The 24344-nt window shown below is 68.7% G+C and carries 26 protein-coding genes; 20 read left to right on the top strand and 6 right to left on the bottom strand.

The window, feature by feature from the left end:
* Window positions 1-8 precede the first annotated feature (8 nt).
* The 5 genes from ACTWQN_RS08245 to ACTWQN_RS08225 all read left to right on the top strand — a co-directional run bounded on the left by ACTWQN_RS08245 (window position 9) and on the right by ACTWQN_RS08225 (window position 4003).
* Complete coding sequence (locus tag ACTWQN_RS08245) at window positions 9-896, top strand: SDR family NAD(P)-dependent oxidoreductase (RefSeq protein ID WP_443202740.1); 888 nt, start codon at window positions 9-11, stop codon at window positions 894-896.
* A 237-nt stretch (window positions 897-1133) separates the two neighbouring features.
* On the top strand, window positions 1134-2063 hold the full coding sequence (locus ACTWQN_RS08240) for an SDR family NAD(P)-dependent oxidoreductase (protein ID WP_443202739.1): 930 nt from the start codon (window positions 1134-1136) through the stop codon (window positions 2061-2063).
* Between the two features lie 169 nt (window positions 2064-2232).
* Window positions 2233-2496 carry a hypothetical protein gene (locus ACTWQN_RS08235; protein WP_443202738.1) on the top strand — a complete coding sequence of 88 codons (264 nt, stop codon included), beginning with the start codon at window positions 2233-2235 and terminating at the stop codon, window positions 2494-2496.
* Between the two features lie 305 nt (window positions 2497-2801).
* Window positions 2802-3581, top strand: coding sequence for a DddA-like double-stranded DNA deaminase toxin (locus tag ACTWQN_RS08230; protein ID WP_443202737.1), 780 nt, complete (start codon window positions 2802-2804; stop codon window positions 3579-3581).
* The gene (locus ACTWQN_RS08225; protein WP_443202736.1) at window positions 3578-4003 is read left to right on the top strand and encodes an Imm1 family immunity protein; all 426 of its coding nucleotides are present in this window, start codon (window positions 3578-3580) and stop codon (window positions 4001-4003) included. The genes ACTWQN_RS08230 and ACTWQN_RS08225 overlap by 4 nt, the downstream gene beginning before the upstream one ends.
* A gap of 418 nt (window positions 4004-4421) precedes the next feature.
* Here the strand turns inward: ACTWQN_RS08225 and ACTWQN_RS08220 are convergent, their stop codons facing one another.
* Together ACTWQN_RS08220 and ACTWQN_RS08215 are read right to left on the bottom strand one after the other, a co-directional pair.
* Complete coding sequence (locus tag ACTWQN_RS08220; protein ID WP_443202735.1) at window positions 4422-5573, bottom strand: glycosyltransferase; 1152 nt, start codon at window positions 5571-5573, stop codon at window positions 4422-4424.
* An 88-nt stretch (window positions 5574-5661) separates the two neighbouring features.
* Window positions 5662-6663, bottom strand: a complete 1002-nt coding sequence (locus tag ACTWQN_RS08215; RefSeq protein WP_443202734.1) for an AraC-like ligand-binding domain-containing protein — start codon at window positions 6661-6663, stop codon at window positions 5662-5664.
* 203 nt (window positions 6664-6866) lie between these two features.
* Here ACTWQN_RS08215 and ACTWQN_RS08210 point away from each other — a divergent pair, with 203 nt between their 5' ends.
* From ACTWQN_RS08210 to ACTWQN_RS08195, 4 genes are read left to right on the top strand one after another with little or no spacing between them, the layout of a single operon-like run.
* Window positions 6867-7820, top strand: coding sequence for a VOC family protein (locus ACTWQN_RS08210; protein ID WP_443202733.1), 954 nt, complete (start codon window positions 6867-6869; stop codon window positions 7818-7820).
* Between the two features lie 13 nt (window positions 7821-7833).
* The gene (locus tag ACTWQN_RS08205) at window positions 7834-8823 is read left to right on the top strand and encodes an alpha/beta fold hydrolase (protein ID WP_443202732.1); all 990 of its coding nucleotides are present in this window, start codon (window positions 7834-7836) and stop codon (window positions 8821-8823) included.
* The gene (locus tag ACTWQN_RS08200; RefSeq protein ID WP_443202731.1) at window positions 8820-9998 is read left to right on the top strand and encodes an acyl-CoA dehydrogenase family protein; all 1179 of its coding nucleotides are present in this window, start codon (window positions 8820-8822) and stop codon (window positions 9996-9998) included. The genes ACTWQN_RS08205 and ACTWQN_RS08200 overlap by 4 nt, the downstream gene beginning before the upstream one ends.
* 34 nt (window positions 9999-10032) lie before the next feature.
* Window positions 10033-10674, top strand: a complete 642-nt coding sequence (locus ACTWQN_RS08195) for an alpha/beta hydrolase (RefSeq protein ID WP_443202730.1) — start codon at window positions 10033-10035, stop codon at window positions 10672-10674.
* Window positions 10675-10806: 132 nt separating this feature from the next.
* Here the strand turns inward: ACTWQN_RS08195 and ACTWQN_RS08190 are convergent, their stop codons facing one another.
* The gene (locus tag ACTWQN_RS08190; RefSeq protein ID WP_443202729.1) at window positions 10807-11580 is read right to left on the bottom strand and encodes an MBL fold metallo-hydrolase; all 774 of its coding nucleotides are present in this window, start codon (window positions 11578-11580) and stop codon (window positions 10807-10809) included.
* A 21-nt stretch (window positions 11581-11601) separates the two neighbouring features.
* Window positions 11602-11853 (bottom strand): hypothetical protein, encoded by a 252-nt coding sequence (locus ACTWQN_RS08185; RefSeq protein ID WP_443202728.1) that lies wholly within the window; start codon window positions 11851-11853, stop codon window positions 11602-11604.
* A 136-nt stretch (window positions 11854-11989) separates the two neighbouring features.
* Here ACTWQN_RS08185 and ACTWQN_RS08180 point away from each other — a divergent pair, with 136 nt between their 5' ends.
* From ACTWQN_RS08180 to ACTWQN_RS08130, 11 genes are all read left to right on the top strand, one after another.
* On the top strand, window positions 11990-12577 hold the full coding sequence (locus tag ACTWQN_RS08180) for a TetR/AcrR family transcriptional regulator (protein ID WP_443202727.1): 588 nt from the start codon (window positions 11990-11992) through the stop codon (window positions 12575-12577).
* A 145-nt stretch (window positions 12578-12722) separates the two neighbouring features.
* Complete coding sequence (locus tag ACTWQN_RS08175) at window positions 12723-13976, top strand: lipase/acyltransferase domain-containing protein (RefSeq protein WP_443202863.1); 1254 nt, start codon at window positions 12723-12725, stop codon at window positions 13974-13976.
* 235 nt (window positions 13977-14211) lie between these two features.
* Window positions 14212-14697 (top strand): MarR family winged helix-turn-helix transcriptional regulator, encoded by a 486-nt coding sequence (locus ACTWQN_RS08170; protein ID WP_443202726.1) that lies wholly within the window; start codon window positions 14212-14214, stop codon window positions 14695-14697.
* A 72-nt stretch (window positions 14698-14769) separates the two neighbouring features.
* Window positions 14770-16170: an MFS transporter gene (locus ACTWQN_RS08165; protein WP_443202725.1), complete on the top strand. Its 1401-nt coding sequence runs from the start codon at window positions 14770-14772 to the stop codon at window positions 16168-16170.
* 32 nt (window positions 16171-16202) lie between these two features.
* Window positions 16203-17375, top strand: coding sequence for a M24 family metallopeptidase (locus tag ACTWQN_RS08160; protein WP_443202724.1), 1173 nt, complete (start codon window positions 16203-16205; stop codon window positions 17373-17375).
* The gene (locus ACTWQN_RS08155) at window positions 17375-18343 is read left to right on the top strand and encodes an aminopeptidase P family N-terminal domain-containing protein (protein ID WP_443202723.1); all 969 of its coding nucleotides are present in this window, start codon (window positions 17375-17377) and stop codon (window positions 18341-18343) included. The genes ACTWQN_RS08160 and ACTWQN_RS08155 overlap by 1 nt, the downstream gene beginning before the upstream one ends.
* Before the next feature lie 5 nt (window positions 18344-18348).
* A complete protein-coding gene (locus tag ACTWQN_RS08150) occupies window positions 18349-19428 on the top strand; it encodes an ornithine cyclodeaminase family protein (RefSeq protein WP_443202722.1) in 1080 nt (359 codons plus the stop codon).
* Window positions 19425-19931 carry a LeuD/DmdB family oxidoreductase small subunit gene (locus tag ACTWQN_RS08145; RefSeq protein ID WP_443202721.1) on the top strand — a complete coding sequence of 169 codons (507 nt, stop codon included), beginning with the start codon at window positions 19425-19427 and terminating at the stop codon, window positions 19929-19931. Before ACTWQN_RS08150 ends, ACTWQN_RS08145 begins: the two co-directional genes overlap by 4 nt.
* Before the next feature lie 133 nt (window positions 19932-20064).
* The gene (locus ACTWQN_RS08140) at window positions 20065-21333 is read left to right on the top strand and encodes an aconitase/3-isopropylmalate dehydratase large subunit family protein (protein ID WP_443202720.1); all 1269 of its coding nucleotides are present in this window, start codon (window positions 20065-20067) and stop codon (window positions 21331-21333) included.
* Entirely contained in the window at window positions 21330-22586 is a 1257-nt protein-coding gene (locus ACTWQN_RS08135; protein WP_443202719.1) for an aconitase family protein, read from the top strand. Before ACTWQN_RS08140 ends, ACTWQN_RS08135 begins: the two co-directional genes overlap by 4 nt.
* Window positions 22583-23080: a LeuD/DmdB family oxidoreductase small subunit gene (locus ACTWQN_RS08130; RefSeq protein WP_443202718.1), complete on the top strand. Its 498-nt coding sequence runs from the start codon at window positions 22583-22585 to the stop codon at window positions 23078-23080. The genes ACTWQN_RS08135 and ACTWQN_RS08130 overlap by 4 nt, the downstream gene beginning before the upstream one ends.
* A gap of 162 nt (window positions 23081-23242) precedes the next feature.
* Here the strand turns inward: ACTWQN_RS08130 and ACTWQN_RS08125 are convergent, their stop codons facing one another.
* Window positions 23243-23587: a hypothetical protein gene (locus ACTWQN_RS08125; RefSeq protein WP_443202717.1), complete on the bottom strand. Its 345-nt coding sequence runs from the start codon at window positions 23585-23587 to the stop codon at window positions 23243-23245.
* A gap of 201 nt (window positions 23588-23788) precedes the next feature.
* Window positions 23789-24295: a hypothetical protein gene (locus ACTWQN_RS08120; protein ID WP_443202716.1), complete on the bottom strand. Its 507-nt coding sequence runs from the start codon at window positions 24293-24295 to the stop codon at window positions 23789-23791.
* Window positions 24296-24344 lie beyond the last annotated feature (49 nt).

Genomic DNA, 24344 nt, shown 5'->3' with positions numbered 1-24344 from the left:
TTGCTGCCATGACGGCTGCACGAATCGCACTGGTCACCGGGGCCAACCAAGGCCTCGGCCTGGCCTTCGCGGCAGGGCTGGCCGCCCGACTGGGACCAGCTGACCAGGTACTGCTCACCGGCCGCAACGCCCAGCGGGTCGCCGACGCCGCCGCGACCGTCGCGACGGCCCCCGACACGAAGAGCCAGGTGGCGGGTCGGGTTCTGGACGTCACCGATGCCGATGCCGTGGCCCGGCTGGCAGCCGAGCTGCGCGAGAGCCACGGCGGGGTCGACATCGTGGTGTCCAACGCGGTCGCCCGCCTCACGCCGGATCGCCCGCAGGCCGAGCAGGCCGACGAATTCATCGACGTCGCAAACGGCGGGACGCACGCCGTCCTGCGCTCGTTCGCCCCGGTGCTGCGCCCCGGCGGGCGGCTGATCGTCGTGGCCAGCTCGCTGGGCACCCTCGGCCAGCTGGCGCCGCCGCTGCGTGCCCTGTTCGACGACGTCTCCCTGGACCAGGTCGAGGCCGCCGTCGAGTCCTGGCGGGCCGCCATCCACGCCGGGACGGCCCAGGAACTGGGCTGGTCGCCTTGGCTGAACGTGCCGTCCAAGGTGGCCCAGGTCGCCGCGGTGCGGGCGGTCGCGGCGCAGCGCCGCGCGACCGATCTCGCCGACGGCACCCTGCTCGCCGCGATCTGCCCGGGCCTGGTGGACACCCCGCTGTCGCGGCCGTGGTTCGACGACTTCAGCCAGGCGCAGACCCCGGAACAGGCCGCACGCCCGGTGCTCGACCTGGTGATGTCCGACCGGATCGACCCGGCCACTTACGGCGAACTCAACCGCTGCGGCCAGGTGCTGCCCTGGCACGACGGAACCCCGCACCACGCCCAGGACCAAACGCTCACCGCATGACCCGAACCGGTCCCGGCGCTTCGATCTCGTCCCGACGCGGCGAGGCTCCGCAAAGCTGCGCGGATTGGCGAGCGTGCCGCTGCGGCTCGTGAGCGATCGTTCCGCTGAGAACCGGAATCCTGCACGCAGCGCCGGGCCCGATCCGCATGCCTGCCGCCGCAGGTTCTCGGGCTCCGCCCGGCATCGGGCATCGTTCAAAGACAGGCGCTCACCACAGTCCAACCTAGGAGCTCTTCAGTGCCTCTCATCCAGACCCCGTTCGGCTTCGCGAGCACGGCTGCCGAGGTAGCGGCGGGCGTCGACCTCACCGGCCGACGCGTCGTGGTCACCGGCGCCTCGTCCGGCATCGGCGTGGCGACGGCGCGTGCGCTGGCCACCACCGGCGCCGACGTCACCCTCGCGGTCCGCGACCTCGCGGCAGGCGAGGCCGCCGCCAAGGACCTCATCGCGACCACCGGCAACCGCGCGGTGCACGTCGCACAACTGGACCTGGCCGACCCGGCATCGGTCGCGGCGTTCGTCGCCGCCTGGCGGGGACCGCTGCACGTGCTGGTCAACAACGCCGGGGTGATGGCCTGCCCCGAGCAGTACACCGCCCAGGGGTGGGAACTGCAGTTCGCCACCAACCACCTCGGCCACTTCGCGCTGGCCACCGGCCTGCACGCCGCGATGGCCGCCGACGGGTCGGCGCGCGTCGTCGTGGTCAGCTCCACCGGGCACCAGGGCTCGCCGATGATCTTCGACGACCCGCACTTCCGCTTCCGCCGCTACGACCCGTGGCTGGCCTACGGCCAGTCCAAGACCGCGAACGTCCTGTTCGCGGTGGAGGCGAACCGCCGCTGGGCCCGGGACGGAATCACCGCGAACGCGCTCATGCCCGGCGCGATCCACACGAACCTGCAACGCCACACCGGCGGCCGGGGAAGCGGACGCGTCCTGCCCGAGCAGATCAAGTCGGTCGAGCAGGGCGCGGCGACGTCGACGCTGCTGGCCGCCGCACCGCTGCTCGACGGCGTCGGCGGGCGCTACTTCGTCGACTGCAACGAGGCAGAGGTCGTCGACCGGCGTACCGGCAACCTGCGCGGAGTGGCCCGCTACGCCCTCGATCCGGCCAACGCAGGGCGCCTGTGGACCCTGTCCGAAGACCTGCTGACCAGCAGCGACTGACCGGCGCGCGGCCGGTCGGCGGCACCTCGACGGCAGCAGTACTCAGGGCGAATGCGGTGACGGGATGAGTAGTTCGGCGCATATCCGACTCCGGTGTCGAACGTCACGCTGGATGGCACAGCAAACAGGTCGACCCAACAGAAATCCACCGAGGAATCGGGGTGTGACCATGTCCCAGCTCATCCAGCAGTCCCGCAACGCGGAACTCTCCTCCTGCTCCCTGGATGAACTCGATCGGCGCGCCAATCTCGCCGAACTCTGCATGAACCACGCACTCGAACAGCATTGTTGGGAGCTCGTGCAGCGGCACCGCCGTGAAGTGCTCGTCGTCCAGGCAGAAATCCGACGTCGCCTCAACGCCCTGGAGGACTACCCCGGCCACGTCGGAACCCGCCTGGACGAATGGCCAGACACCCCAACCCTCCACACCTAACCCGACCACCACTCACGTTCCCCAACCGAGTGAAGACCGAAGGGCACCTTCGACCGACTATGCCGGTCAAAGGTGCCCTTCACCCATGCCACACCCAAGCGAACCCACAGCACCCGATTCCACTCCGGCCCCGCGCCCCCCACCAATCGAGTGAGAAGAGCGAAGATCCACGTTGGGCCAGGCCAATGTACGGCTTGGAAGGCGTGCGTTCGAAACGACGCAGTTCGGCAGGCTTCCAGGTAGGTGTCGGTGGCAGTCGGCACAATCGTCGGTACCGACCGGAACGGTGACGGGATCGGGGGCGCATGGCTGCACTCGAAGACGTCCAGCAGCGGCTGGCGAACGCCGTCGGCAAGCTCGATGGAGCCACCGAGCAGATCAATACCGCCCTCACGCAGTGCGAGGAGAGCAGGGAAGCCCTCGGACAGGCGCTCGCAGGCGCCACCGACGCCGAAGTAATCGGCGCGCTCCGCTCGCAACGGACGACGGCCGAGCAACTGGACGAGGCACGCGGCAAGGTGAAGGCCATCCGGGATCGGATCACCACCTACCTGGCCAGCATCGGCGCCGACCGAAGCTCCGCCTCCGAGAGCAAGCCGCTGGAGTCGGGGCGCCCGGCCCCGCCGAAGCAGCCGCCGAACGCAGTCGGCGTCGACGGTTCCGAATACCCGCCGGAGGCCGCGTGGGCGGTGCCGGAACTCCCGCCGCGCGTGCGCCAGCTCGGAGACCGAACCGTGGCGAAGATCAAGATTGGAGATACACCACTACCGGGCTCGTTCCGCTCCGGGCAACGTGATGTGTGGTCCGAGGAAGCGGCCGAACGAATCAGCTCACTGGGCATAGACGTGCCTGACTACTTGGCCAACCATGTGGAAGTACGCGCCGCCGCGATGATGCTGCGGGCCGGAATCCGATCGGCAACAGTGGTGCTCAACAATGTCCCGTGCGGGTACCAGACGCGCCCGCCAGGTTGTCACCAACTGCTAGAACAGTTCCTACCGGAAGGCTCGGACGTAACCGTGCAAGGCACGGACCGCAAGGGGCGGCCGTACCAGCGGACCTACCACGGAAGGGCGCGACGATGACACTCGCTGTGGAGCTCGACGACGGGACCGCGCTCGGCGTGGAAGCACTACGGGAGACGGTGACCAGGTATTCCGCGACAGATCGTGTCGTCCTGCACCTGACGCAAGGGGAAGCGCAACTGACGGTCGGCTTCCGCGGGGAGCACGGCGTGTGCTACTGGCGGGAGCGTGCCGCAGCGGATCTCGTGTCCTCCGGGGGTGACAACGTCGAGACCATCATCTATGGACTGAGCGAGATCGCGTTCCCACCGGGATCGGAGATCGAAGCAGCGATGGTGATCGATGCGGCCGAGGAGTTCGCATCGACAGGAGCGCGACCAACATGCATCGTATGGAGCGGCTACCGCGAGGCGACTCCCCTTGAGGACACGGGCATGAGCGTCGCGGCGCTGCAAGAGCTGCTAGGAACCTCTGGACGCTGAGTGTCGGCGCCGATATCGACCGTCGATTGATCAATCACCGAGCATTTCGGAACGCGCACACGAAAGCGCCCCGTGTCCCCGCGAAGCGAACAACAAAGCGGGACCGAGGACGCTTCGTACCAGGTACCGGGCATCTGCGCCGAGTCAGCGCGACTTCAGCCAAGAGGTCGTCTGGACCCCAGAAGAACTGCTTTCCTTTGGCGTCGATCCGAACGAAAAAGAGTGCGATCGCGGGTAATCCGTAGGCATCGATCAACGCACGTATTTGCCGAGGCAGCCCGCCCCCCACCCGAGTGAAGACCGAAGGGCACCTTCGACCGACTATGCCGGTCAAAGGTGCCCTTCACCCGTGCTCCGTCCAGGTGAACCGGCACGATGCCAGCTCCGCTCCCCGCCGATCGGTGCCCCTCACTCCGGTTCAGTTCGCGAAGGTGGGGAGTTGTGCGGCTACCTCGGGTGGGGTTGGCATTGTGGTTACTTCGGTTGCTAGGCGTTTGGTGGCGGTTTGGACTGCTGGGTTGGTTAGGAGGTTTTGGGCTTGTTCGGTGATGGCTTCTGCAACCGCTTCCTCGCCGACGAGGCGGTTGCCGGTGCCTAGGTCGACCACCATTTCGGCGTTGGTGAACTGGTCTGCGCCCTGTGGGAGCAGCAGTTGTGGGAGTGCGGCTCCGAATGCGCCGAGGGTGGTGCCGCTGCCGCCGTGGTGCACGATCAGATCGAGGTGCGGCAGCAGGTCGGCTTGTGGCACCCACGTTTCGAGCCGCACGTTCGCCGGGACCTCGCCGAGTGCCTCGACCTGCACCGTCGGGCCGGTCGCGACCAGGACGTCGGCGTCGAGCACGGCGAGGCCCGCGATGGCCTCGCGCAGGACCGCGGCGCTGCCCATCGCGGTACCCAGGGTCAGGTAGATCAGCGGACGGCTGCGGTCCTCGCGCACCACACCCGCGGGCAGGTCACCCGGCTCGTTCCAGCCGACCGGCCGCAACGGTATGCGGTTCGCGGTGGCCTTGAATTCGGGCGACTGCGCCGATTCCGGGCAGATGTCCACCACGGGGTTGCCGAAGGACGGCAGATCGGCGCCGGTGACACCGAATTCGGCAGCGGTGGCGGCGATGGACTGGTGGATCACGGTGCCGAGGTCGCTTTGCGAGACCCGGCCGAAAAGGTGGCCGACCGCGGGAATCCCGGCCAGCTGGGCGGCCATCGCACCGCCGGGATTTCCGGCCTCGTAGATCACCAGATCCGGCCGCTCCCGTTCGAAGAGCGCACCGAGATCGGCGACGAACCGGCGCGGCAGGGTGTCGCCGAACACCTTCGCGATGATCGTATCCAGTTCCGCCGCAGGGATCTCCTCGCGTGGCCGGGTCTCCCCGGCGAGCGCCGCGGCGAACGCGGCGCGCACGCTGAGCCCGGCGGGCACGGCTTCCAGACCGGCCTTGCGGGCGGTCGGCAGGAACTCGTCAGCCGTCGCAAAAGCGACATCATGACCGGCTTCGCGAGCGGCCACCGCCAACGGCAGCAGCGGATACATGTGGCCGTGGGTCGCCAGGGAAGTGAAAATCACGCGCACTCCACCCACCCTAACCGCCGCACCGACCCGCTGCCACGACACCCACCGGCCCCATGTGACCACTGTGGACAGCGGGTTCGGCAGCAGGTCAGCGCACCAGCCCGGTGGTGCCCTTCGGTGCGATCATGGCCTGCTGGCGGTACTCGGTCGGGGCCTGCCCGGTTTCCCGCTTGAACACCTGCCCGAAGTGCGACGGACTGGTGAAACCCCGGTGCGCCGCGATGGCCGACACCGCGATGTTCGCCATCGCCGGATCCGAGAGGTCCCGTTGGCACAGTTCGATCCGGCGCGTGCGGATCCATCGAGCCACGCTGGAATCGGTCTGCTCGAACAGGTTGTGCAGATACCGCAGCGAGATGTAGTGCGCGGCGGCGATCTGCGCCGGTCCCAGCTCGGGGTCGCCGAGGTGGTCGTCGATGTACTCCCGGATGCGTTGCAGCAGCGCATCTCGCCGCGCCGCGACGGGCTCGACCTGCCCGCCGAGTTCGGTTCGCAGCATGGCGCTGACCAGGTCCATCACGTTGTGCACCGCGATCGTGCCGCCGGTGCCCAGCGAATCCAGGTTCCGGTTCAGGCTGATCAGCATGTCCCACACCACCGACGGCAGGCCGGGCGCGTACTCGAAGGCGGTCGCGGTGATGCCACTGAGCGGGTCGGCGTTGCGGGAGCCCAGTCGCTCCTTGGGGAACCGGATGCAGGTCGATCGGTAGTCATCGCTGGCGGTCAGCGCGGCGGGCCTGGACGAGTCGTAGATCGCGAACATGCCGGGTTTGAGGAGTGCGACGCGATCGTCCTGCTCGATCCAGAACTGCCCGGACAGCTGCAAGGTCATCACGTAGAAACCGGCGTCGGCATCCGAGATCGCGCTGTGATCCCGGTAGGCCGCGTGCTTCGCGCAGGCCATGTTGACGAAGTCGACGCCGCCCAGCGACCGGTTGTGGATCATGCCGGCGAACGCGCGCGGCCGATCGCAGTCGAACTGGAAGCTCATCACGTTGCGCCGCACGGCAGTGGTCCACTGGCCGAAGGGCACCTTCAACTCGCCGGGCGGGACGAGGAGGTCGGCCGTGTGCTCCGCCAGCGACGTCATCGTCATCTCCACGGCTCACAGTTGCGCGCTCGATCGGGACGAGCCGTTCAAGCGCAACCACGGGACAAAACGTCGATATGATACACGTCACATGCCACGACCATGCGCGGAAATGACACCACCGTGCGCTCTCGCGCGACTCCTGCCGAACGGCCCGTTTCTAGGGTCGGCAGCAAGTCCCTGCCGCGATGCGGAGGTTGCTCATGGCTTTCGTCGAAGGTTCCCATCACGTAACGCTGTCCGTGGCGCACGCCCAGGAGGACGTCGACTTCCACGTCAAGGTCCTCGGCCTGCGCTTCATCAAGCGGACCGTGCTGTTCGACGGTTCGCTGCCCATCTACCACCTGTACTACTCCAACGCCAATGGCGATCCCTCCAGCGTGGTGACCACGTTCCCGTGGGCGCAGGCCGGTTTCTTCGGCAAGCGCGGCACCAACCAGGCCCGCGAGGTGCTGCTGTCGATCCCGCACGATTCGATGAACTACTGGCACCAGCGGCTCACCGAGCACGACGTCGAGGTGACCGACATCGAGCGGTTCGGGCAGCGGCGGCTGGCCTTCCGCCACCCCAGCGGCATCGAGTACGTCTTCGTCGGCAACAGCGATGACCAGCGGGTCGGGCACACCGGTCACGGCGTGCCGCAGGAACACGCGATCCACGGCCTGCACGGCGTGGGCGTGCACATGACCACGCCGGATCGGATGGTCGAGTTCGCCAGCGAATCGTTCTTCTCCCAAGGACAACTCGCCGAAGAGGGCGACGTGGCCGCGCTGCAGGTCGGCAACCAGAAGTACGGCAACCACATCGAGATCACCGTGAACCGGACCGACGACCAGGGCACCTGGCGGTACGGCGCGGGCACCTACCACCACTTCGCGTGGAACGTGGCCACGCTGGAGAACCAGGACGAGGTCAAGTTCGGGATCGAGGGCCAGGGCTACACCGACATCTCGGAGCTCAAGGACCGCAAGTACTTCAAGAGCGTCTACGTGCGCACCCCCAGCGGCGCGCTGTTCGAGCTCGCGGTCACGCACGCCGAGGGCGGTTGGACCTGCGACGAGTCGCCACAGGAACTCGGCACGAAGTTCCAGCTGCCCGAGCAGTTCGAGGACCGCCGGGCGGAGATCTTCAGCCAGCTCGAACCGATCAGCATCTAGGGGCGAAGAGGCGATGGCAGCACCACACGAGGTCCCCGGCCGGGCGATCACGATCCGACGCGGCCAGTTCTGGATCCCCGGTGAGCGGGTGGCGACCCCCGGTGGCACGGTGCAGCGGGCACCGATGTTCGTGCAGTGGGAGGCGCCGCCCGACGGCGCGCACCCGCTCCCGCTCGTGCTGGTGCACGGTGGCGGCGGGCAGGGCACCGACTGGACCGGCACTCCCGACGGGCGGCCCGGCTGGGCGACCCGCTTCGTCGAGGCGGGTTTCGCGGTGTACGTCGTGGACCGCTGCGGCCACGGGCGCTCGCCCTACCACCCGGAGGTCGTCGGGCCGATGGGCGCGCAGTTCCCGTACGAGGCGGCCACCGCGCTGTTCCTGCCCGATGAGGTTCGCGACGAGCAGACGCAGTGGACCTACCAGCGGGAGATCGGTTCGGCCGATTTGGACCAGCTGGTCAGCCCGATGGGACCGCTACCGGCGGACCTCGCCGAATCGCAGCGCTTGGACGCCGACCGGCTGGGCCGTCTGCTGGATGTCATCGGCGAAGCGGTGCTGGTGACGCATTCCGCGGGCGGGCCGCTCGGATGGCTGACCGCCGACGCCCGACCCGACGAGGTGGCCGCGATCGCCGCGATCGAGCCGATGGGCCCGGCGTACGCGGAGTTCCCCGGCCTCGGCGCCCTCACCTGGGGGCTGACCAGCGCGGAGATCACCTGCGAGCCACCGGCGCAGCGCCCCGAAGACGTTGCCGGGCGGCGGATTCCGGCCCTGGCGGACCTGCCCGTCGCGGTGGTCACCGGTGGTGCTTCGGCGTTCGCCGGGTTCGCACCGCAGGTCGTTGAGTTCCTCGCCGCCGCCGGGGCCCGCGCGCAACACCTGCACCTGCCCGACCATGGCATCACCGGCAACGGACACGCTCTGATCTTCGAAGCAAACTCCGACGATACGGTAAAACCGGTCATCGACTGGATCCGCGCCGTGGAAGAGGACCGACCATGAGCCAGCTGCACGTCAGCGACGAGTTCGACGCCCTCATCGGGCGCTTGCGGGAGATCTCCCCGGTGCTGCGGGAAAGCGCGGAGGAGGGCGAGGAACTCGGGCGGCTCACCGACGACGCCGCCAAGGCCCTGCTGACCAGCGGCGCGTTCCGGATCGGCCTCCCGCACTCGCTCGGCGGCTACGAGTTCTCGCCGAGCCAGGTGATCGACACGATCGCGGAGATCTCCTACGCGGACGCCTCGGCCGGTTGGGCGTTCATGGCGCTGCAGATGGCCACCGGCACGACCGCCGCCTACCTCGGTCCGGAAGCCGCGCGGGAGCTGTTCCCCGATGTCCACAATGGTCACCACGCGCTGATCGCCGGGCAGGGCACCAAATTGGGCAAGGCGATCAGGGTCGACGGCGGTTACCGGATCAGCGGGCACTGGCACTTCGCCTCCGGCATCTCGATGGCCACCCACATCCACACCGCGGCGCTGTGCGAGGAGACCGGCGAGGCGCTGATCTTCACGCTGCCCCGCGAGCAGGCCACCCTGGTGGACAACTGGGACGTGATGGGTCTGCGCGCGACCAGCAGCAACGACTACATCTGCGAGGACGTGTTCGTCCCGGACGGCTACGTCTACCAGATCGCCACGATGGAGGTGCACACCGGCGGCACCGTCTACCGGGTGGGCCTGGCGAACATGGCGGGCATCTGCCACACCGGGTGGGCCCTCGGGGTCGGGCGGCGCATGCTGGACGAGATGCGCGTGCTCGCGGCCAAGAAGTCGGGCGCTCCCAACGCCACCGTGGACACCCAGCAGTTCTACGCCGAGTACGCCCAGGCGGAGGCGAAGTTGCGCGCCGCGCGCGCGTTCGCCATGGAGGTGTGGGCGGACATCGAGGCGACGCTGGACCGAGGCGAGAACCTGACCACCGAGCAGGAGACCCTCACCCGGCTGATGCTGAACAACACCACGTGGTCGGTGCACGCGGTCGGCCAAACGGTGTACAAGTGGGCGGGCACCGCGGCGCTGCGCCGGGGCGCGTTGCAGCGCTTCTTCCGCGATCTGCACGCGGGCACCCAGCACGTCACGTCCGGACCGGTGGTGTTGCAGAACTGCGGCAAGCTGCTCAGCGGATTGGCCCCGAACGCGCACTGGGTGTTCCTCGACCTGCAGGAGCAGGAATGAGGGCCGCAGCCGACAACGTTCCGGTGGTGGTGGCATGACGACCGGTGGCGTCCCGATGGTCGAGTGGGGTGTGGCGCGAGAAGACGCGGAGCTCGCCGTGCTGGCGGTGCACGGACGCGGTCAGGACCCGAGCTTCATGCGGCAGACCGCGGATCGCTTCGGTGCGGCACCGGTTCGCTTCCACGCGCCGGAGGCGGCCGACAACACCTGGTACCCGCAGCCGTTCCTGGCGACCATCGAGGCGAACCAGCCCGCGCTGGACACTTCGCTCGGCGTGATCGGCGAGTGCGTGGCTCAGCTGGAGTTCAGCGGTTTCCCACCGGAACGTGTTGTGCTGTGGGGCTTTTCGCAGGGTGCGTGCCTGCTCTCGCACTACGTGCTCACCACCGCGCCGAGGCGGTTCGGCGGCATCGTCCTGTTCACCGGCGGCTACCTCGGGACGGAAGCACTGCGGCCACCGGATGGTGAACCGCTGCGCGGGGTGGCGGCCGTGGTCCGCAGCATCGAAGAGGATCCGTTCGTGCCACCGCACCGGGTCGAGGACACGGCGGCGGCGCTGCGCGGCGCCGGGGCGTCGGTCGATCTGCGCATCGACCCCGGAACCGAGCACATCATCACCGACGAAGCGTGCGAGGCCGCGACGAACCTGCTCGCGGCCAGGCACTCGCGGGGTTGATCCCGACAATCATGCATCCTATGTGGACAAAGGGTCCGATCTCAACTCACGTGATCTCCTACCGCCGCATTGGAAATGCGCGCGCGGGCCGGTGCGCACTCCCGAGGACAGGCCCTCCCGCCGCTGCGGCGGTCAGAGTTCGAACTGCTCCAGGTGGCGCGGGTCGAGGACCTGGCCGCGATCGCCGAGGATGCTCTGCAACGTGCCGACCACCTCTCGGTTGACGCTGTTGTGCACTTCGGGGCTGTCGAGCGGGGTCACCATGTCGTCGTGGTGACTGGGGATGACGACCCTGGGCCAGCCGAGCGCGTTCAACGCGCGCTCGAAGTAGTCGTGCACCGCCGCGTGGCCGCTGGCACCGAGGACGAGCACGTCCGGAGCGGCCCCGGCGACCTCCCGCTCGGCGAAGTTGGCCGTTCCGCTGAGGAACATCACGCGCAACCGGTCACCGACGGCGACCTGGTAGCCGAGCGTGCCGCCTTCCACCAGTTCGCCGAGGGTGGTCGGCGTTTTCGGCGCAGCGGTCAGGGTTCCGGCCGGAGCGAACCCGTATTCGCCGAGTTGGCTGTGCAAGCTCCGGAACACCTCGACCGTGTAGGCGGGGCGGGGTTGTTCGGGACTCTTGAGCGGATAGCGCAGGTTCTCGCCGCCGGTGACCAGCACCAGGTCGGCCTCGCGCGCGGACGGCACGCCCATCGCCCGGATCAGGTTCAGGTGCGTCTCGCCGCCTAGGACCCGGATCCGCCGATCCTGCCACCGGGGGTGGTTCAGCAGCGGCGCGACATCGGCGAGGTGGTCCCAGTGGCCGTGGGTGACCAGGACGAACTCGGGTGCGGCCGTCACGTGCTGGTCGAGCACCCAGTCGATGATCCGGGAGTCCACCTCGATCGGACGGTCCGGGTCCATCTTGCCGTTGGATCCGGCGTACTACTGGCGGGTGAGGTACGGGTCGACGAGCAGGCGGTGGTCGTCGGAGGTGATCTCCCAGCCCGCCAAGCCGAGCCAGCGCAGCCGCACCCCGCTGCGGCCGCCGGGGGCCGGTCGAGCCGCCGCCCGGGCGGCCGCCGGAGCGCACGCGGCGGCCAGCGCGGCCGTCCCGGCTACGCCAGCTGCCACCGTCGTGCGCAGCACGTTCCTCCGGCTCAACCCGGCAGGCGGGGTGGCAGGCGATGAGGACATGGATGTTTCTCCCAGTGCGGTGTCGGGGCGCAGCTGAACCACCACGTCGCGGGTCCGCGCGCTGATCCCTTTTCGAACCGGCACCGTATCAAACGAACTGGTTCGTTCGAAACGGGTCTGGCACACTACTCGGGCCATGCCCCGAGACGCCACGCCCACCAAGAAGCGCATCCTCGCCGCTGCCACGGCGGAGTTCGCCGAACACGGCATCGACGGCGCTCGGATCGACCGCATCGCGGCGCGCGCCGAAGCCAACAAGCGCGCGATCTACGACTACTTCGGCGACAAGAACGAGTTGTTCGGCATCGTGCTCGCCGACCAGCTCGACCTGCTGGCCAAGGCCGTCGAACTGCAGGGCGAGCGCATTCCCGAATTCGTGGGCGAACTGTTCGACTACTGCGCCGCCCATCCGGAACTCGTCCGCCTCGTGCAGTGGGAGGCGCTGTCGCTGCCGCCTCGCCAAGCCCCCAGGCACGCCCAGCGGTCGACCGCTTACCACGAGAAGGTCGCCGCCATCGCCGAAGCGCAGCGCCACGGCCACATCGATCCCGATCTCGACCCACGCCGCGTGCTGCTGCTCCTGATCGGGATGGCCGAGTGGACCCTCTACGTCCCGCAACTCGGGGACATGATCCTCGGCGAGGACCCCGGCACCGACCGGTCCCGCGCCGACCACCGGGCCTTCCTGGTCTCGATCGCCCAGCGCCTGCTAGTCCGCCGGTAGCGGCAACCGGCCCGCGGCGGGGCTATTCGAGCCGGTCGGGACGAAGGACTCCGGTGCGTTCCCGTCGACTGCGGGCAACCTGGCCTTACCGGGCGCACCTGGTGCGCGCTACCAACCGGTGGGGGAAGAGGCGATCAGCGTGGGCATGTCCATGCGCGGGGCGGGAATCGCGCTCGCAGCGGTGCTGGCACTGGTCGCGAGCTCGGTCGCGGCGAGCGCGGCTGCGGTCAGCGCGCCGGTGGTCCTCTTCCCGGCGTTCCACCTCACCAAACTCGCGGTGGCGGTGCGCGACCAGGCCACCGCACCGGAATGCCCCCGGTCCGGCCGGTTCGAGGACTGGTACCACAACGACCACCCCAGCACCTCGTTCAACCAGGTCTGCCAGGACAAGCTGTTGACGCTGCGCTACGACCCGGATCCCGCGAAGCCGATGGCGGCGCGGTTCACCGAGCAACCCGGCGTCGACGTCCGCGTCCAGGACTACGGGAGAACCGAGAGCGCTCCCTTCTACGAACCGCTGTACAGCTCGTTGGAGTCAGCCGGTCACGTGCGCAACGAGGACATCCGCGTCGCCGGATACGACGGGCGGCTCACCCCCGACATGGGCGACTTCCTCCCGCGCGCGGTGAAGCTCATCGAGGACACCTACCGCGACAACGGCGACCGCCCCGTGCACCTGGTCGGGCACTCGAACGGACCGCTCTACGCGCAGTACCTGCTCACCCACACCACGAGGCAGTGGCGCGAGAAGTACATCCACGGGTTCACACCGCTGGCCGGGAACATGCCGGGGCAGGGTTTGCTCTACCCCACGCTGTTCACCGGGCTCAACGTCCAGGACTTCGGGTACCCGAGCACACCGGAGAACGCCGCCAGCAGTGCGCGCCTGTACCTCGCCGCCCCGACCTCCTACATGAGCGCGGCCGATCCCGAGGTCTTCGGGGATCGAGAGGTCGTCGTGCGGGACACCTCGACCGGACGGGACTACACGCCGCGGGACTACCAGCGGCTGCTGGTGGACGCGAACCTGCCGGTGGCCAAGGAGATCGCCGATCACTACATCGGCTTCGTCCGGTTCACCGGTCCCCGATCGTTGCCCGACGTCGACGTCTACGCCGAGAAGGGGTCGGGCGTGCCGACCATCGTGGGGGCACCGCTGGCGAACCTGGTGCCCGGTCAGGTCGTCGGGCCGTCCACCCCCTTCATCACCCGCGACGGCGACGGCAACCAGGAGGACATCACCAACGACGCCGTCGTCGCCTGGCGGGCGATGCCCTGCTTCCACTTCGAGTTGACCGGCAATCCCGGCGTCGACCACTTCTCGCTACCGAGCAATCCCAACGTGCTCAACCGGTTGCTGACCAACCTGGCACGCCCCGCATCCCACTGCCCGACCTGACCGGTTCGAGAGTGCGCGAGTTGGTTCGCGTGGCGGTGCGGGTGGCGGAACCTGACGATTTCGCGCGAAATCGCCACCCACTCCCCACGGGAAACGCCGATTTCGCGCGAAATCGGCCGCCCCAACTCCGCCGGTTCCCGACATCAGGTATGTCCGCGTCGGGTGGGGTCTTGTCAGCGGTACCGACCCGGCGGTACTGTCCGCTCCATCAATGTTTCGGGCACCGAAAGTTATGGTGGGCGAAGTGAGCGAAGAAGTTGAGCGTACAGCGGCGCCGGCCAAGCCCGCTGTGCAGCCCCTCGGCGAGATGCTGCTCTCGTTCGCCGGTCGGCTGACCCGTCTGCAAACGGAAATCCTCGGCGGACTGGAGGTGCCGCTGACCATTCGGCAGTACCGCATCCTCTCCAGGGTCGATGCCGGGCACACCTCGCTGATGGCGTTGTGCCGCCTCGCGCACCGCAACCCGCCCACCATGTCGGAAAGTGTCAACAAGCTGGTCAAGCAGGGACTGCTGACCCGCACGATGGAAGCGGCCGACCGGCGCACGATGGCGCTGGCGCTGACCGCGACCGGGCGCGAGGCCCACGAAGCCGGGCGCCTGGCGCTGGAGAAGTTCAGCTCCGAGCTCACGGCCGGGCTGGACGAGCAGGTCAAAGAAGATCTCCTCAACGTCATTCACCGGCTCCACACCGAGACCGAAGGCCGTCTCGACGACCACTGACGGTCGACACGTGGGTTCGGCGAATCGCGCTGACTACCGGGGTGCCCGTACACAGAGAGGTGTCACCCACCCATGGCTAGAACAGGCAGCACAGACGCGCAATTGCTGCACCGTCTGGACAATTCGACTTTCACCCCGCGGCACGCGCGCATCTACCTGACCGCGGTGGCGGGGCATTTCTTCGACGGTTTCACCATCAACATGACCGGCTTCGTGCTGCCGGGCATCATCGCGACGTTCGCGATCACCAGCGGCCAAGCCGGCGTGCTCAGTTCGGCGATGTTCGCCGGGATGCTGGTGGGCGCGGCGGTCGCGGGCATCGCCTCGGACCGGCTCGGCCGCCGGTACCCGCTGGCCCTGGCCATCCTCGTCTTCGCCGGGTTCTCGTTGCTGGCGGCCTTCGCCTGGAACTTCCCCGTGCTGGTGGCCGCGCGGACCGTGCAGGGCATCGGGCTGGGCGCGGAGATCGCGATCGTGCTGCCCTACATCACGGAATTCGTGCCCATCAGCAAGCGCGGTCCGCTGGTCACGCTGGCCACCGCGTGCTGGTTGATCGGCCTGCCGGTCGCCGCGGCCGTTGCGATCGCGATCGTGCCAGCGCTCGGTTGGCGCTCGATGTTCTTCGTCGGTGCGATCCCGCTGCTGATCGCGCTCGCAGTCGCCCTCACGCTACCGGAATCCGTGCGCTGCCTGCTGCAGAAAGGTCGACACCGGGAGGCGAGCGCCATCGTGGACCGGCTCGCCCGGCAGTCGCCAGGCGCGTCGGAACCAGCGGCGTCGGCCGCCCCGGCTTCCGGCGAGGCGGCCGGATCGGTGCGGAACCTGTTGCGCGGCAAGTACTTGCGCTACACGATCTCGATGTGGGTGATGGAGGTCTGCGCCGGGGCATTCCTATATGGACTGTCCACCTGGCTGCCGACGGTGCTCAAGGAACGCGGCATCGGAATCCTGTCCAGCTTCGCCTACACCGGGATCATCACGGCCGCGGGCGTCGCGGGTGCGGTCGCCGCCGGGCAGGTCGTCAACCGGGTCGGTCGGCGTTGGGCGCTGGCCCCGGCCTTCCTGCTCAGCGGGCTGCTGTGCCTGGTGTGGGGCTCGGTTTCCGGGACGGCCGCGGTGGTCGTGACCGGCGCGCTGGCCACCTTCTTCGGCAGCGGCGTCGCCGGTAGCACGCTGTTCGTCTACGCCAGCGAGCTCTACCCGACGGCCAACCGCGCCACCGGGCTGGGCTGGGCCGCCGCCTGGCAGAAGGTGGGCGGGCTGCTCATGCCGGTGACGGTCGGTTTCGTGCTGTCCTGGCACCTCTCCACCTACATCTTCTTCGTGCTCTTCGCCGTCATATCGGGAATCGCCGCGCTCGCGGGCGCCATCGCCACGCTGGAGACCCGGGGCAAGAGCGTCGAGCAGATCGCGGCCGAACTCAGCCGCGCACCAAGCCAACCGGACCGGCAGGCAGATCCGGTCTCCTCTTGAACATCACCGTTTGTCCAGGAATCGAGGAAAGCATGACGTTGACCGATGCCGTGGTGGACGCCGGTCCACCAGACCAGGGCGACAACGCCGAGCGGCAGCTGCGCTTCCAGCGGGTCCGCGACGCGATGGCCGAAACCGGGCTGGATCTGCTGCTGGCGTTCGGACCGGGCTGGCGCCGGGAGAACGTGCGCTACTTGGCCGACGCGCGGGTGACCGGCAGCGCCGCGTTCGTCGCGCTGCCCGCCACGGGTGCGCCCAGCGCGTTCTCCACCCGGCGGCAGGACCTGCCGGAGATCGCCGGTCAGGGTTGGGTCACCGATGTGCACCACCTGGACCCACACGACCCGGCCGAGTTCCGGACCTGGCTGCGCGACAGCGGGGCCCGGCGGGTCGGTGTCGCGCACTACGAGCTGCTGCCCTCGGTGCTGCTGAACATCCTGCGCGAGGCGCTGCCCGACGCGGAGATCGTGTCGGCGACCGCCCTGCTGGACAACGCCCGGATGGTCAAGAGCGAATGGGAGCTGGCGCGGATGCGCCGCAGCGCGAAGGTCTGCGCCGCTGGCTGGCGCGCCTTCGTCGACGTCCTCGAACCGGGCCTGCCCGAATACCAGATCGTCGCGGCCGTCGAAGCCGAGATCAAGCGGCTCGGCGCCGAGGACAACTTCATGCTGATCGCCTCCGGCAAGGACGAGGTGCGCGGCATGACCCCGCCATCGGGTCGGCTGCTGGCCGACGGCGACATGGTGCGCACCGAGCTGACCCCGCAGATGGACGGGTACTGGCTGCAGATCTGCCGCTCCGCGGTGGTGGGTCGGGCCAGCGACGCGCAGAAGCGGTCGTTCGACCTGTTCAACGAGGCGGTCGAGGCCGGTATGTCGGTGGTCCGGCCCGGCATCACCGCCCACGAGGTCGCGGTGGCGCAGAACGACGTGTTCCGCAAGTACGGCTACGGCGAGTACTGCACCAGCCAGTACACCCGGGTGCGCGGGCACGGCCACGGGCTGCACCTGGACGAGACGCCGATCATCGAGGGCAACCACACGGTGCTGCCGGAGAACGCGGTGTTCATCATCCACCCCAACACCTACACCCCCATCGCCGGTTACCACGTGCTGGGCGACCCGGTCCGGGTCACCGCCGACGGTTACGAGGTGCTGTTGGAAACCGAGCGGAAGCTCTTCGAGACGAGCGAGGTGAACGCCTGATGAAGCGAGGTCTCGTGGTCCTCGACCACGACGAGATCCCGGAAACCCAGTGGCAGCGGCGGATCGAGCAGGTTCGCGCGCAGCTGCGGGCGGAGGAGGTCGAAGTCGCGCTCGTCTACGGCGACGTGTTCCGCTCCGACGACATCGCCTACCTGACCAACCTGTGCATCTACTGGAACGAGGGCATGCTCGCCATCCCCGCCGACGGGGATCCGGCGCTGCTGACCAAGCTCTCCCCCCGGGTGCACACCTGGATGCGCCGCACCTCGACGCTGACGGATCTGCGCAGCGGCAAGGCGTTCGGCTCGCTGGTCGCCCAGTTCGTCGCCGACCGCGAGCCCGGCACGATCGGCCTGGTGGACGCCAGCCTGTGGCCCACCGCGCTGATCGACGAGGTCAGCGCCGCCGCCCCCGGCTGGGTGGTGCGCCCGCTGGAAGGCCTCATCCGCCAGTTCCGCATCCGGCCCTCCGACGCGGAGCAGGCCCTGCTGCGCCAGGCGGGGACCACCCTGACCAAGGCCGCCGATGCGGCGACCGCTGCCGGACTTTCCCGTCAGGAGCGGATTTCCGTCGCCGAGCGCGTGGTGCGCGGCGCCGGGTTCACGGATGTGCTGGTGCGGGCCACCGACGCCGCGGTCGAGATCACCGGTCAGCACCGCAACAGCTGGCTGCGCATCGCCCGCGAGGTCGAACCGGGCGAGGCGACCACCGCGCTGCGGGACGTGCTGGCCGCCGTCACCGACGGCGCGACGATCGGCGCCCTGGCCGAGGCCACCGCCGCGCGGGTGCGCGTGGTGCACCACGCGGACCTGTCCACCGACGGCGAGTACGCCAGCCAGTCCCCCGACCGCCAGCTCGCGGCCGGTGACGTGGTGGTCGTGTCGGTGGAAAACGACAAGTCCGCGGTCGCGGACACAATTCTGATCACCGAGTCGGGCGCGGAAAACCTGACCGGAAAGGAGGTTTGAGCCTCATGAGAGTTCTGTCCAACGCGGACGTCGAGAAGGTCCTCACCCCCGACGAGACGATCGACGCACTGGAGACCGCATACCGGGAGCTGTCCTCGGGCCAGGGCGCCAACCGCCCGCGCAACCACACCTACTTCCCGGTGGAGGACCCGCGCCACCCCGGATTCCGGTACCGGTTCAAGTCGCAGGAGGGCGGCAACGTCTCCAGCGGCGTCTGGGCGCTGCGCATCACCTCCGACATCGCCGGGGTGGAGACGCTGCCCAGCGGCGTCAAGCGCCGCCGCCTGATCCCGGCGGCACCCGGCGGGCGCTACGTCGGCCTGGTGACGCTCTACAGCATGACCACCCTCGAACCGCTGGCGATCCTGCACGACAGCTTCATCCAGAAGATGCGGGTGGGCGCCACCTCGGCGCTGGGCATCCGCGAAATGTCCAATGAGGACGTTCGGGTGGCCGGGATGTTCGGCTCCGGCTGGCAGGCCGAGGCGCACCTGGAGTGCCTGCTGATGGTGCGGCCCGAGATCGAGGAGGTGCGGGTCTACAGCCCCACCCCGGAGCACCGGATCTCCTTCGCCAAGACCTGGAGCGAACGCACCGGGCGCCGCATCGTGGCCGCCGAACACCCCCGCGAAGCCGTCGAGGGCTGCGGGATCGTCACCTGCGCGACCGCCGCGATGGACCCGTGCTTCGAGGGCGACTGGGTCGATCCCGGCACCCACATCACCGCGATCACGTCCCCGGACGGCACGGCGACCCGCCGCGAGCTCGACGACGCGACGTTCGACCGGGCCGACCGCATCGTGGTGCTCTCCCGCGAGCAGGTCCACCACGACAAGCAGTTCGACATCCTCGGACCGGTCGAGCGCGGGCGGATGACGTGGGAGGACATCAAGGAGCTCGGCGACATCCTGCTCGACGACAAGCCGGTGCGCACCAGCCACGACGACGTGACGATCTTCGCCAACAACACCGGCATGGGCATCCAGTTCGCCGCCGTGTGCGCCCGCGCGCTCAAGCTCGCGGAGGAGCAAGAACTCGGCCACAACGTGCCGACCGACTGGTTCCTTGAGGAGACGAGCCCGTGACCGAGAAAGCGTCGACCACCCGGGTGGGCGGCAAGCCGATCGTGTTCGGCAACGACATCAACACCGACGTGATCATCCCCGGCCGCTACCTGGTCAGCATCGACCCGGCGGAACTGGCCGAGCACGCCTTCGAGCCGCTCGGGCCGGAAGTCCAGCAGCAGCTGCGCAGCAGCGACGTCGTGGTGGCGGGCCGCAACTTCGGCTGCGGCAGCGCGCGCGAGCAGGCGGCCAGCTGCCTCATCGGCGCGGGCATCAAGGCCGTGGTCGCGGAATCGTTCTCGCGGGTGTTCTTCCGCAACTCGATCAACACCGGTTTGATCGCCGTGGAGAGCCCCGAGGCGGTCGCCGCCATCAGCGAGGACACCCCGGTCTGGGTCGACTACGAAACCGGTGTGGTCGAGGTGGGCGAACAGCGCTTCCACTTCGCGCCGTACCCGCAGGGCATCCAAGAAATCCTGGCCAGCGGTGGGCTGATCCCCTACCTGATGCGGAGGACCGCATGAGTAGCCCCGTCTCAACCCCACGCCTCCTCAACCGCACCTCAGGGGACCGTGACGCAAGCCAGCCACGAGAAACCGCGAAACGCGAGATTGGGCTGGACGCAACCACCACTGCGAATCGCGGAGAGGCGGACTAGTGGCAGGCAAGACTTTCGCGCAGAAGGCCCTGGAACGCGCCTCCGGCGAGACCGACCTGGAACCAGGCCAGATCGTCGACGCCTTCCCGGACCTGTACATGAGCCACACCGCGAGCTGGCGATGCATCCGCACCCTGGAGCGCATGGGTGTGACCGAGCTCTACGACGTCGACCGCATCGCGATGGTGATGGACCACATCTCGCCAGCGCAGACCGCGAAGACGGCGGCCGACCACCAGCTGTGCCGCGAGTTCGCGGTGAAGATGGGCGTCAAGCACTTCTTCGACGTCAACGCGGGCATCGCGCACATCGTGCTGATGGAGAACGGTCTCATCAAGCCCGGCCAGCTGGTGATCGGCACCGACTCGCACTCGACGATCTACGGTGCGCTCGGTGCACTGGGCACCGGGGTTGGGTTCAGCGAGATCACCGCGGCCTGGGTGACCGGCAAGCTGTGGATGAAGGTGCCGCAGAGCATCCGGATCGACATCGACGGCGAGCTGCCCGTCGGTACGTACCCGAAGGACGTGATGCTGCGGCTGATCGGCGACCTCGGGGCGGACGGGGCGACCTACTGCTCGGTGGAGTTCGCCGGATCGTTCACCTCCTCGATGTCGGTGTCGGAGCGGATGACCTTCTGCAACCTCGCCATGGAGATGGGCGCCAAGAACGCCTTCGTGGCTCCGGACGAGACCACCCTGCGCTACCTCAACGAGGCCGGGGCGGCTGACTACGAGGTCCTGCTGCCCGATGCGGACGCGCAGTACCAGCAGACGCTGAGCGTGAACGGCACGAACCTCTCGCCCCAGGTCGCGGTGCCGCACACGGTCGACAACGTGGTGTCGGTGGAGGAGGTCGCGGGCACCAAGGTGGACCAGGTGTTCATCGGCTCCTGCGCCAACGCCAAGTACGACGACCTGGCGATCGCGGCGTCGGTGCTCAAGGGGCACCGGATCGCCAGCGGTGTCCGGCTGATCGTCACACCCGCGTCCAGCTCGGTGATGGCGAAGGCCGCCGCCGACGGGATCGTGAGCACCCTGATCGACGCGGGCGCGATGATCACCAACCCCGGCTGCGGCGCCTGCGCGGGCAACGGCGGTGCGATGGCCGACGGCGAGGCGACGTTCTCCACCGCGAACCGCAACTTCCAGGGTCGGATGGGCAGCTACCAGTCCAAGATCTACCTGGGCAGCCCGGCCACCGCGGCGGCGACCGCGATCAAGGGCACCATCGCCAACCCGGCCGAGGTCATGGCGGTGGCGGGATGAACGTCGTCGAGAAGATCCTCGCCCAGGCCAGTGGCCGCAAGACCGTGGAGCCGGGCGAGATCGTGATCGCCAACGTCGACCGGCTGATCATGCACGACCTCTCCGGCTACCTGACCTCGGGCGTGTTCGACAAGCAGGTGGGCGGCGCGGTGCGCTACCCGGACCGGATCGTGATGGTCTTCGACCACCACTTCTCGCCGCCGACCGAGCAGCAGGCGAAGGTGCTGGAATCCAACCGCGCCTGGGCCCGCGAGCACGGCATCCACCTGTTCGACTGCGGCAGCGGGAACATCCACCACGTGCTGGTGCGCCGCGGCCTGGTCAAGCCGGGCATGATCGTGGTCGGTTCGGACAGCCACACCCCCGTGCACGGCACGGTCGGCGCGCTCGCGGTGGCGCTGGGCAACGACTCGCACGCGGGCACCGTGCTGCCCTACGGCAAGGCGTGGTTCAAGGTGCCGCACACCGTGCGCATCGAACTGTCGGGCACACCGCAGCCGGGCACCTCGGCGCGCGACATCGCGCTGTGGCTGGTGGCGAAGATCGGTGAGGGTGCGCTGAACTACGCGGCCGTCGAGTTCGCCGGGCCGTACGTGAAGCAGCTGGAGTTCTGGGACCGGTGGCTGTTCCCGCTGCTGTGCGTCGACCTGGGCGCCAAGTGCAGCTTCGTGGAGCCCGATGAGGCGACCGAGGCCTACTTGCGCACCCTGCCCGGCGAGATGCCCGCGGTGTTCCCGCGCAGCGATGGCGGCGAGGCGGCCGAAGTGCTGCGCTTCGACGTCGGCGAGGTGGATCCGCAGGTCGCCTGCCCGCCCACCGTCGGCAACGTCAAGTCGGTCGCCTCGGTGGCCGGAAAACCGGTCGGCTGGGCCGAACTCGGCGGCCACGGCGGCGGACGGCTGGAGGACATCCGGGTCGCCGCGGCGATGCTCAAGGACCGCAAGGTGCACCCGTCGGTCCGGTTCAACATCGTCCCCTCCAGCCGCGAGGTGTTCGCCGAAGCGGCCGGGGAAGGGCTCGTGCTCCAGCTGCACGAGGCGGGTGCGACCTGGTTCCCGCCCAGCACCGGGTCCAACCAGGCCATCAACATGGGAGCGATGGCGCCCGGCGAAGCGATGATCTCCACCCACTCCCGGAACTTCCCGGGCCGCAACGGCAGCCCCGAGGCGGAGATGTACCTGGCTTCGGCGGCCTCGGTCGCGGCAGCCGCGGTGACGGGCGTGCTCACCGATCCGAGGGAGGCCCGCGCATGAGGTTCACCGGCCGGTGCTGGAAGTTCGGCGACAACATCCCGACCGACCAGCTCGTCAAGTCCCGCTACGTGTTCGACCCGATGGACGAGATCGTCAAGCACGTGCTGGAGGATCTCAACCCGGAGTTCCCGGCGAAGGTCCAGCCGGGCGACATCGTGGTGGCCGGTAAGCACTTCGGCCAGTCCTCGGGCCGGGCGATCGCCACGAAGGCCCTGCGGGCCACCGGTATCGGCTGCGTCGTGGCCGATACCTTCGCCCGGACCTTCTACCGCAACTGCTTCGAGATCGGTCTGCCCCCGCTCGCGCTGGACGGGGTGACGGGGCTGGTCGCCGACGGCGACCGGCTCACGGTCGACATCGCCACCGGCGAGTTCCGCAACGAGACCACCGGAGCGGCCCGGACCGCTGATCCAGCGGATCCCTTCCTGCTCCAGATGCTCGACGCGGGCGGCCTGATCAAGCTCGCCGCCGCCCGCAGCGACCTGTTCGAGTAAGAGAAGACCCCGGTGGTGGCGAGACCGACCGCTCGCCACCACCGGAAACCAATATCCGCAGTGGACAATTAGAGACCGCCGCGAAGGGTGCCGGGATCAGCACGGCGTGGGCATTCGACCCGCGGCACGCGAAGCACCGGCTCCTCGCCTTGCTCCCGAGGTTCATTGGTCGCGGCTTGCCCAGCGCAGTATCCAGCGGCCGCCGAGCAGGAGCACCACGCCACCACCAAGACCGACGCCGCCCACGATCAGCACCTGCTGCTGGCGCTGCCCGCTTTCGCGGCGCTGCATGATTTCGTCGTAGCTGGACACGTGTGCGTTGCCGTTGTAGGAGGTGTAGCAGCTGTCGCCGGGGTGCATGACCTCGCCGTCACACGTCGGCGATCCCTCGTCGGGGGTGGCCAACCCGACGACCAACAACGCGATCAGCCCGACAGCTGAGGCGCCGAACCCGACGACCATCATCAGCATGTAGACCACCATCGCCAGGGTTTGCCGCAAGCCCATCGTGTCTCCGTTCGCGGTTACAGCAAGCCGAGGTACGCAGCCGACTCGGACGTGCACCCCGGGCAATCCGCAAAACCGGCAGGCGTGCGCACGAACTTGAGCCAAGTCGGGGCTACTACGGCGGTAATACCGACGACCGCTAGAAGACCCACTACCGCACTGCCCGCGGTCCATGAGTTGTTCTTGGACATGGACGGCAGGCTACTGCGGTCGCCCGGGACCCCTCCCGGTAGCGCACAACCTCCGGCCCTCACGGGCACAATCGCGAACATCGGCAACCCGCGCGACGCGGCACTCTTGGCTCGGACTGCGGTGAAAGGTGCCGACGGGGCGACGCCCGTTGTGCGTGCGCTGCTGCTCCAGCTCGGCGAAACCGCTCTCCTTGAGCTGGAACGGCCGGTCGTCGTCCTCGAAATGGCGGTAGTTCACCGGGATTCGCACCGAGTTGAGCCCGAGCGAGGCCAGGTGCGCCGCGTCGGCCTCGGCGAAGAACCCGCGCAGGAACTCGGCGAAGAACCGCTGGTAGGCCTGCTCCCCCAGCGCGGACCGCAGGGCGGCGCGCCGCAACCGCTCGGGACCGGGGTAGCCGGTGATGAAGTTCTCCATGTTCAGCCAGCCGCCGAGCCCCACGCCTTGGAGGACGACCGCGTGGCCCTGCTCATCGACGATCCGGGCACCTTCGACATGCAGCCATGGCAGTGTCGTCACGACTTCTCCTCGGGAGCGGTAACCGGTTACCTTAAACGTAAATCGGTCC

Origin of the sequence: Saccharopolyspora antiqui, from assembly GCF_052246905.1 — a bacterium.
Classification (GTDB): domain Bacteria; phylum Actinomycetota; class Actinomycetes; order Mycobacteriales; family Pseudonocardiaceae; genus Saccharopolyspora.
This window is presented reverse-complemented; position numbering and strand designations above follow the sequence as displayed.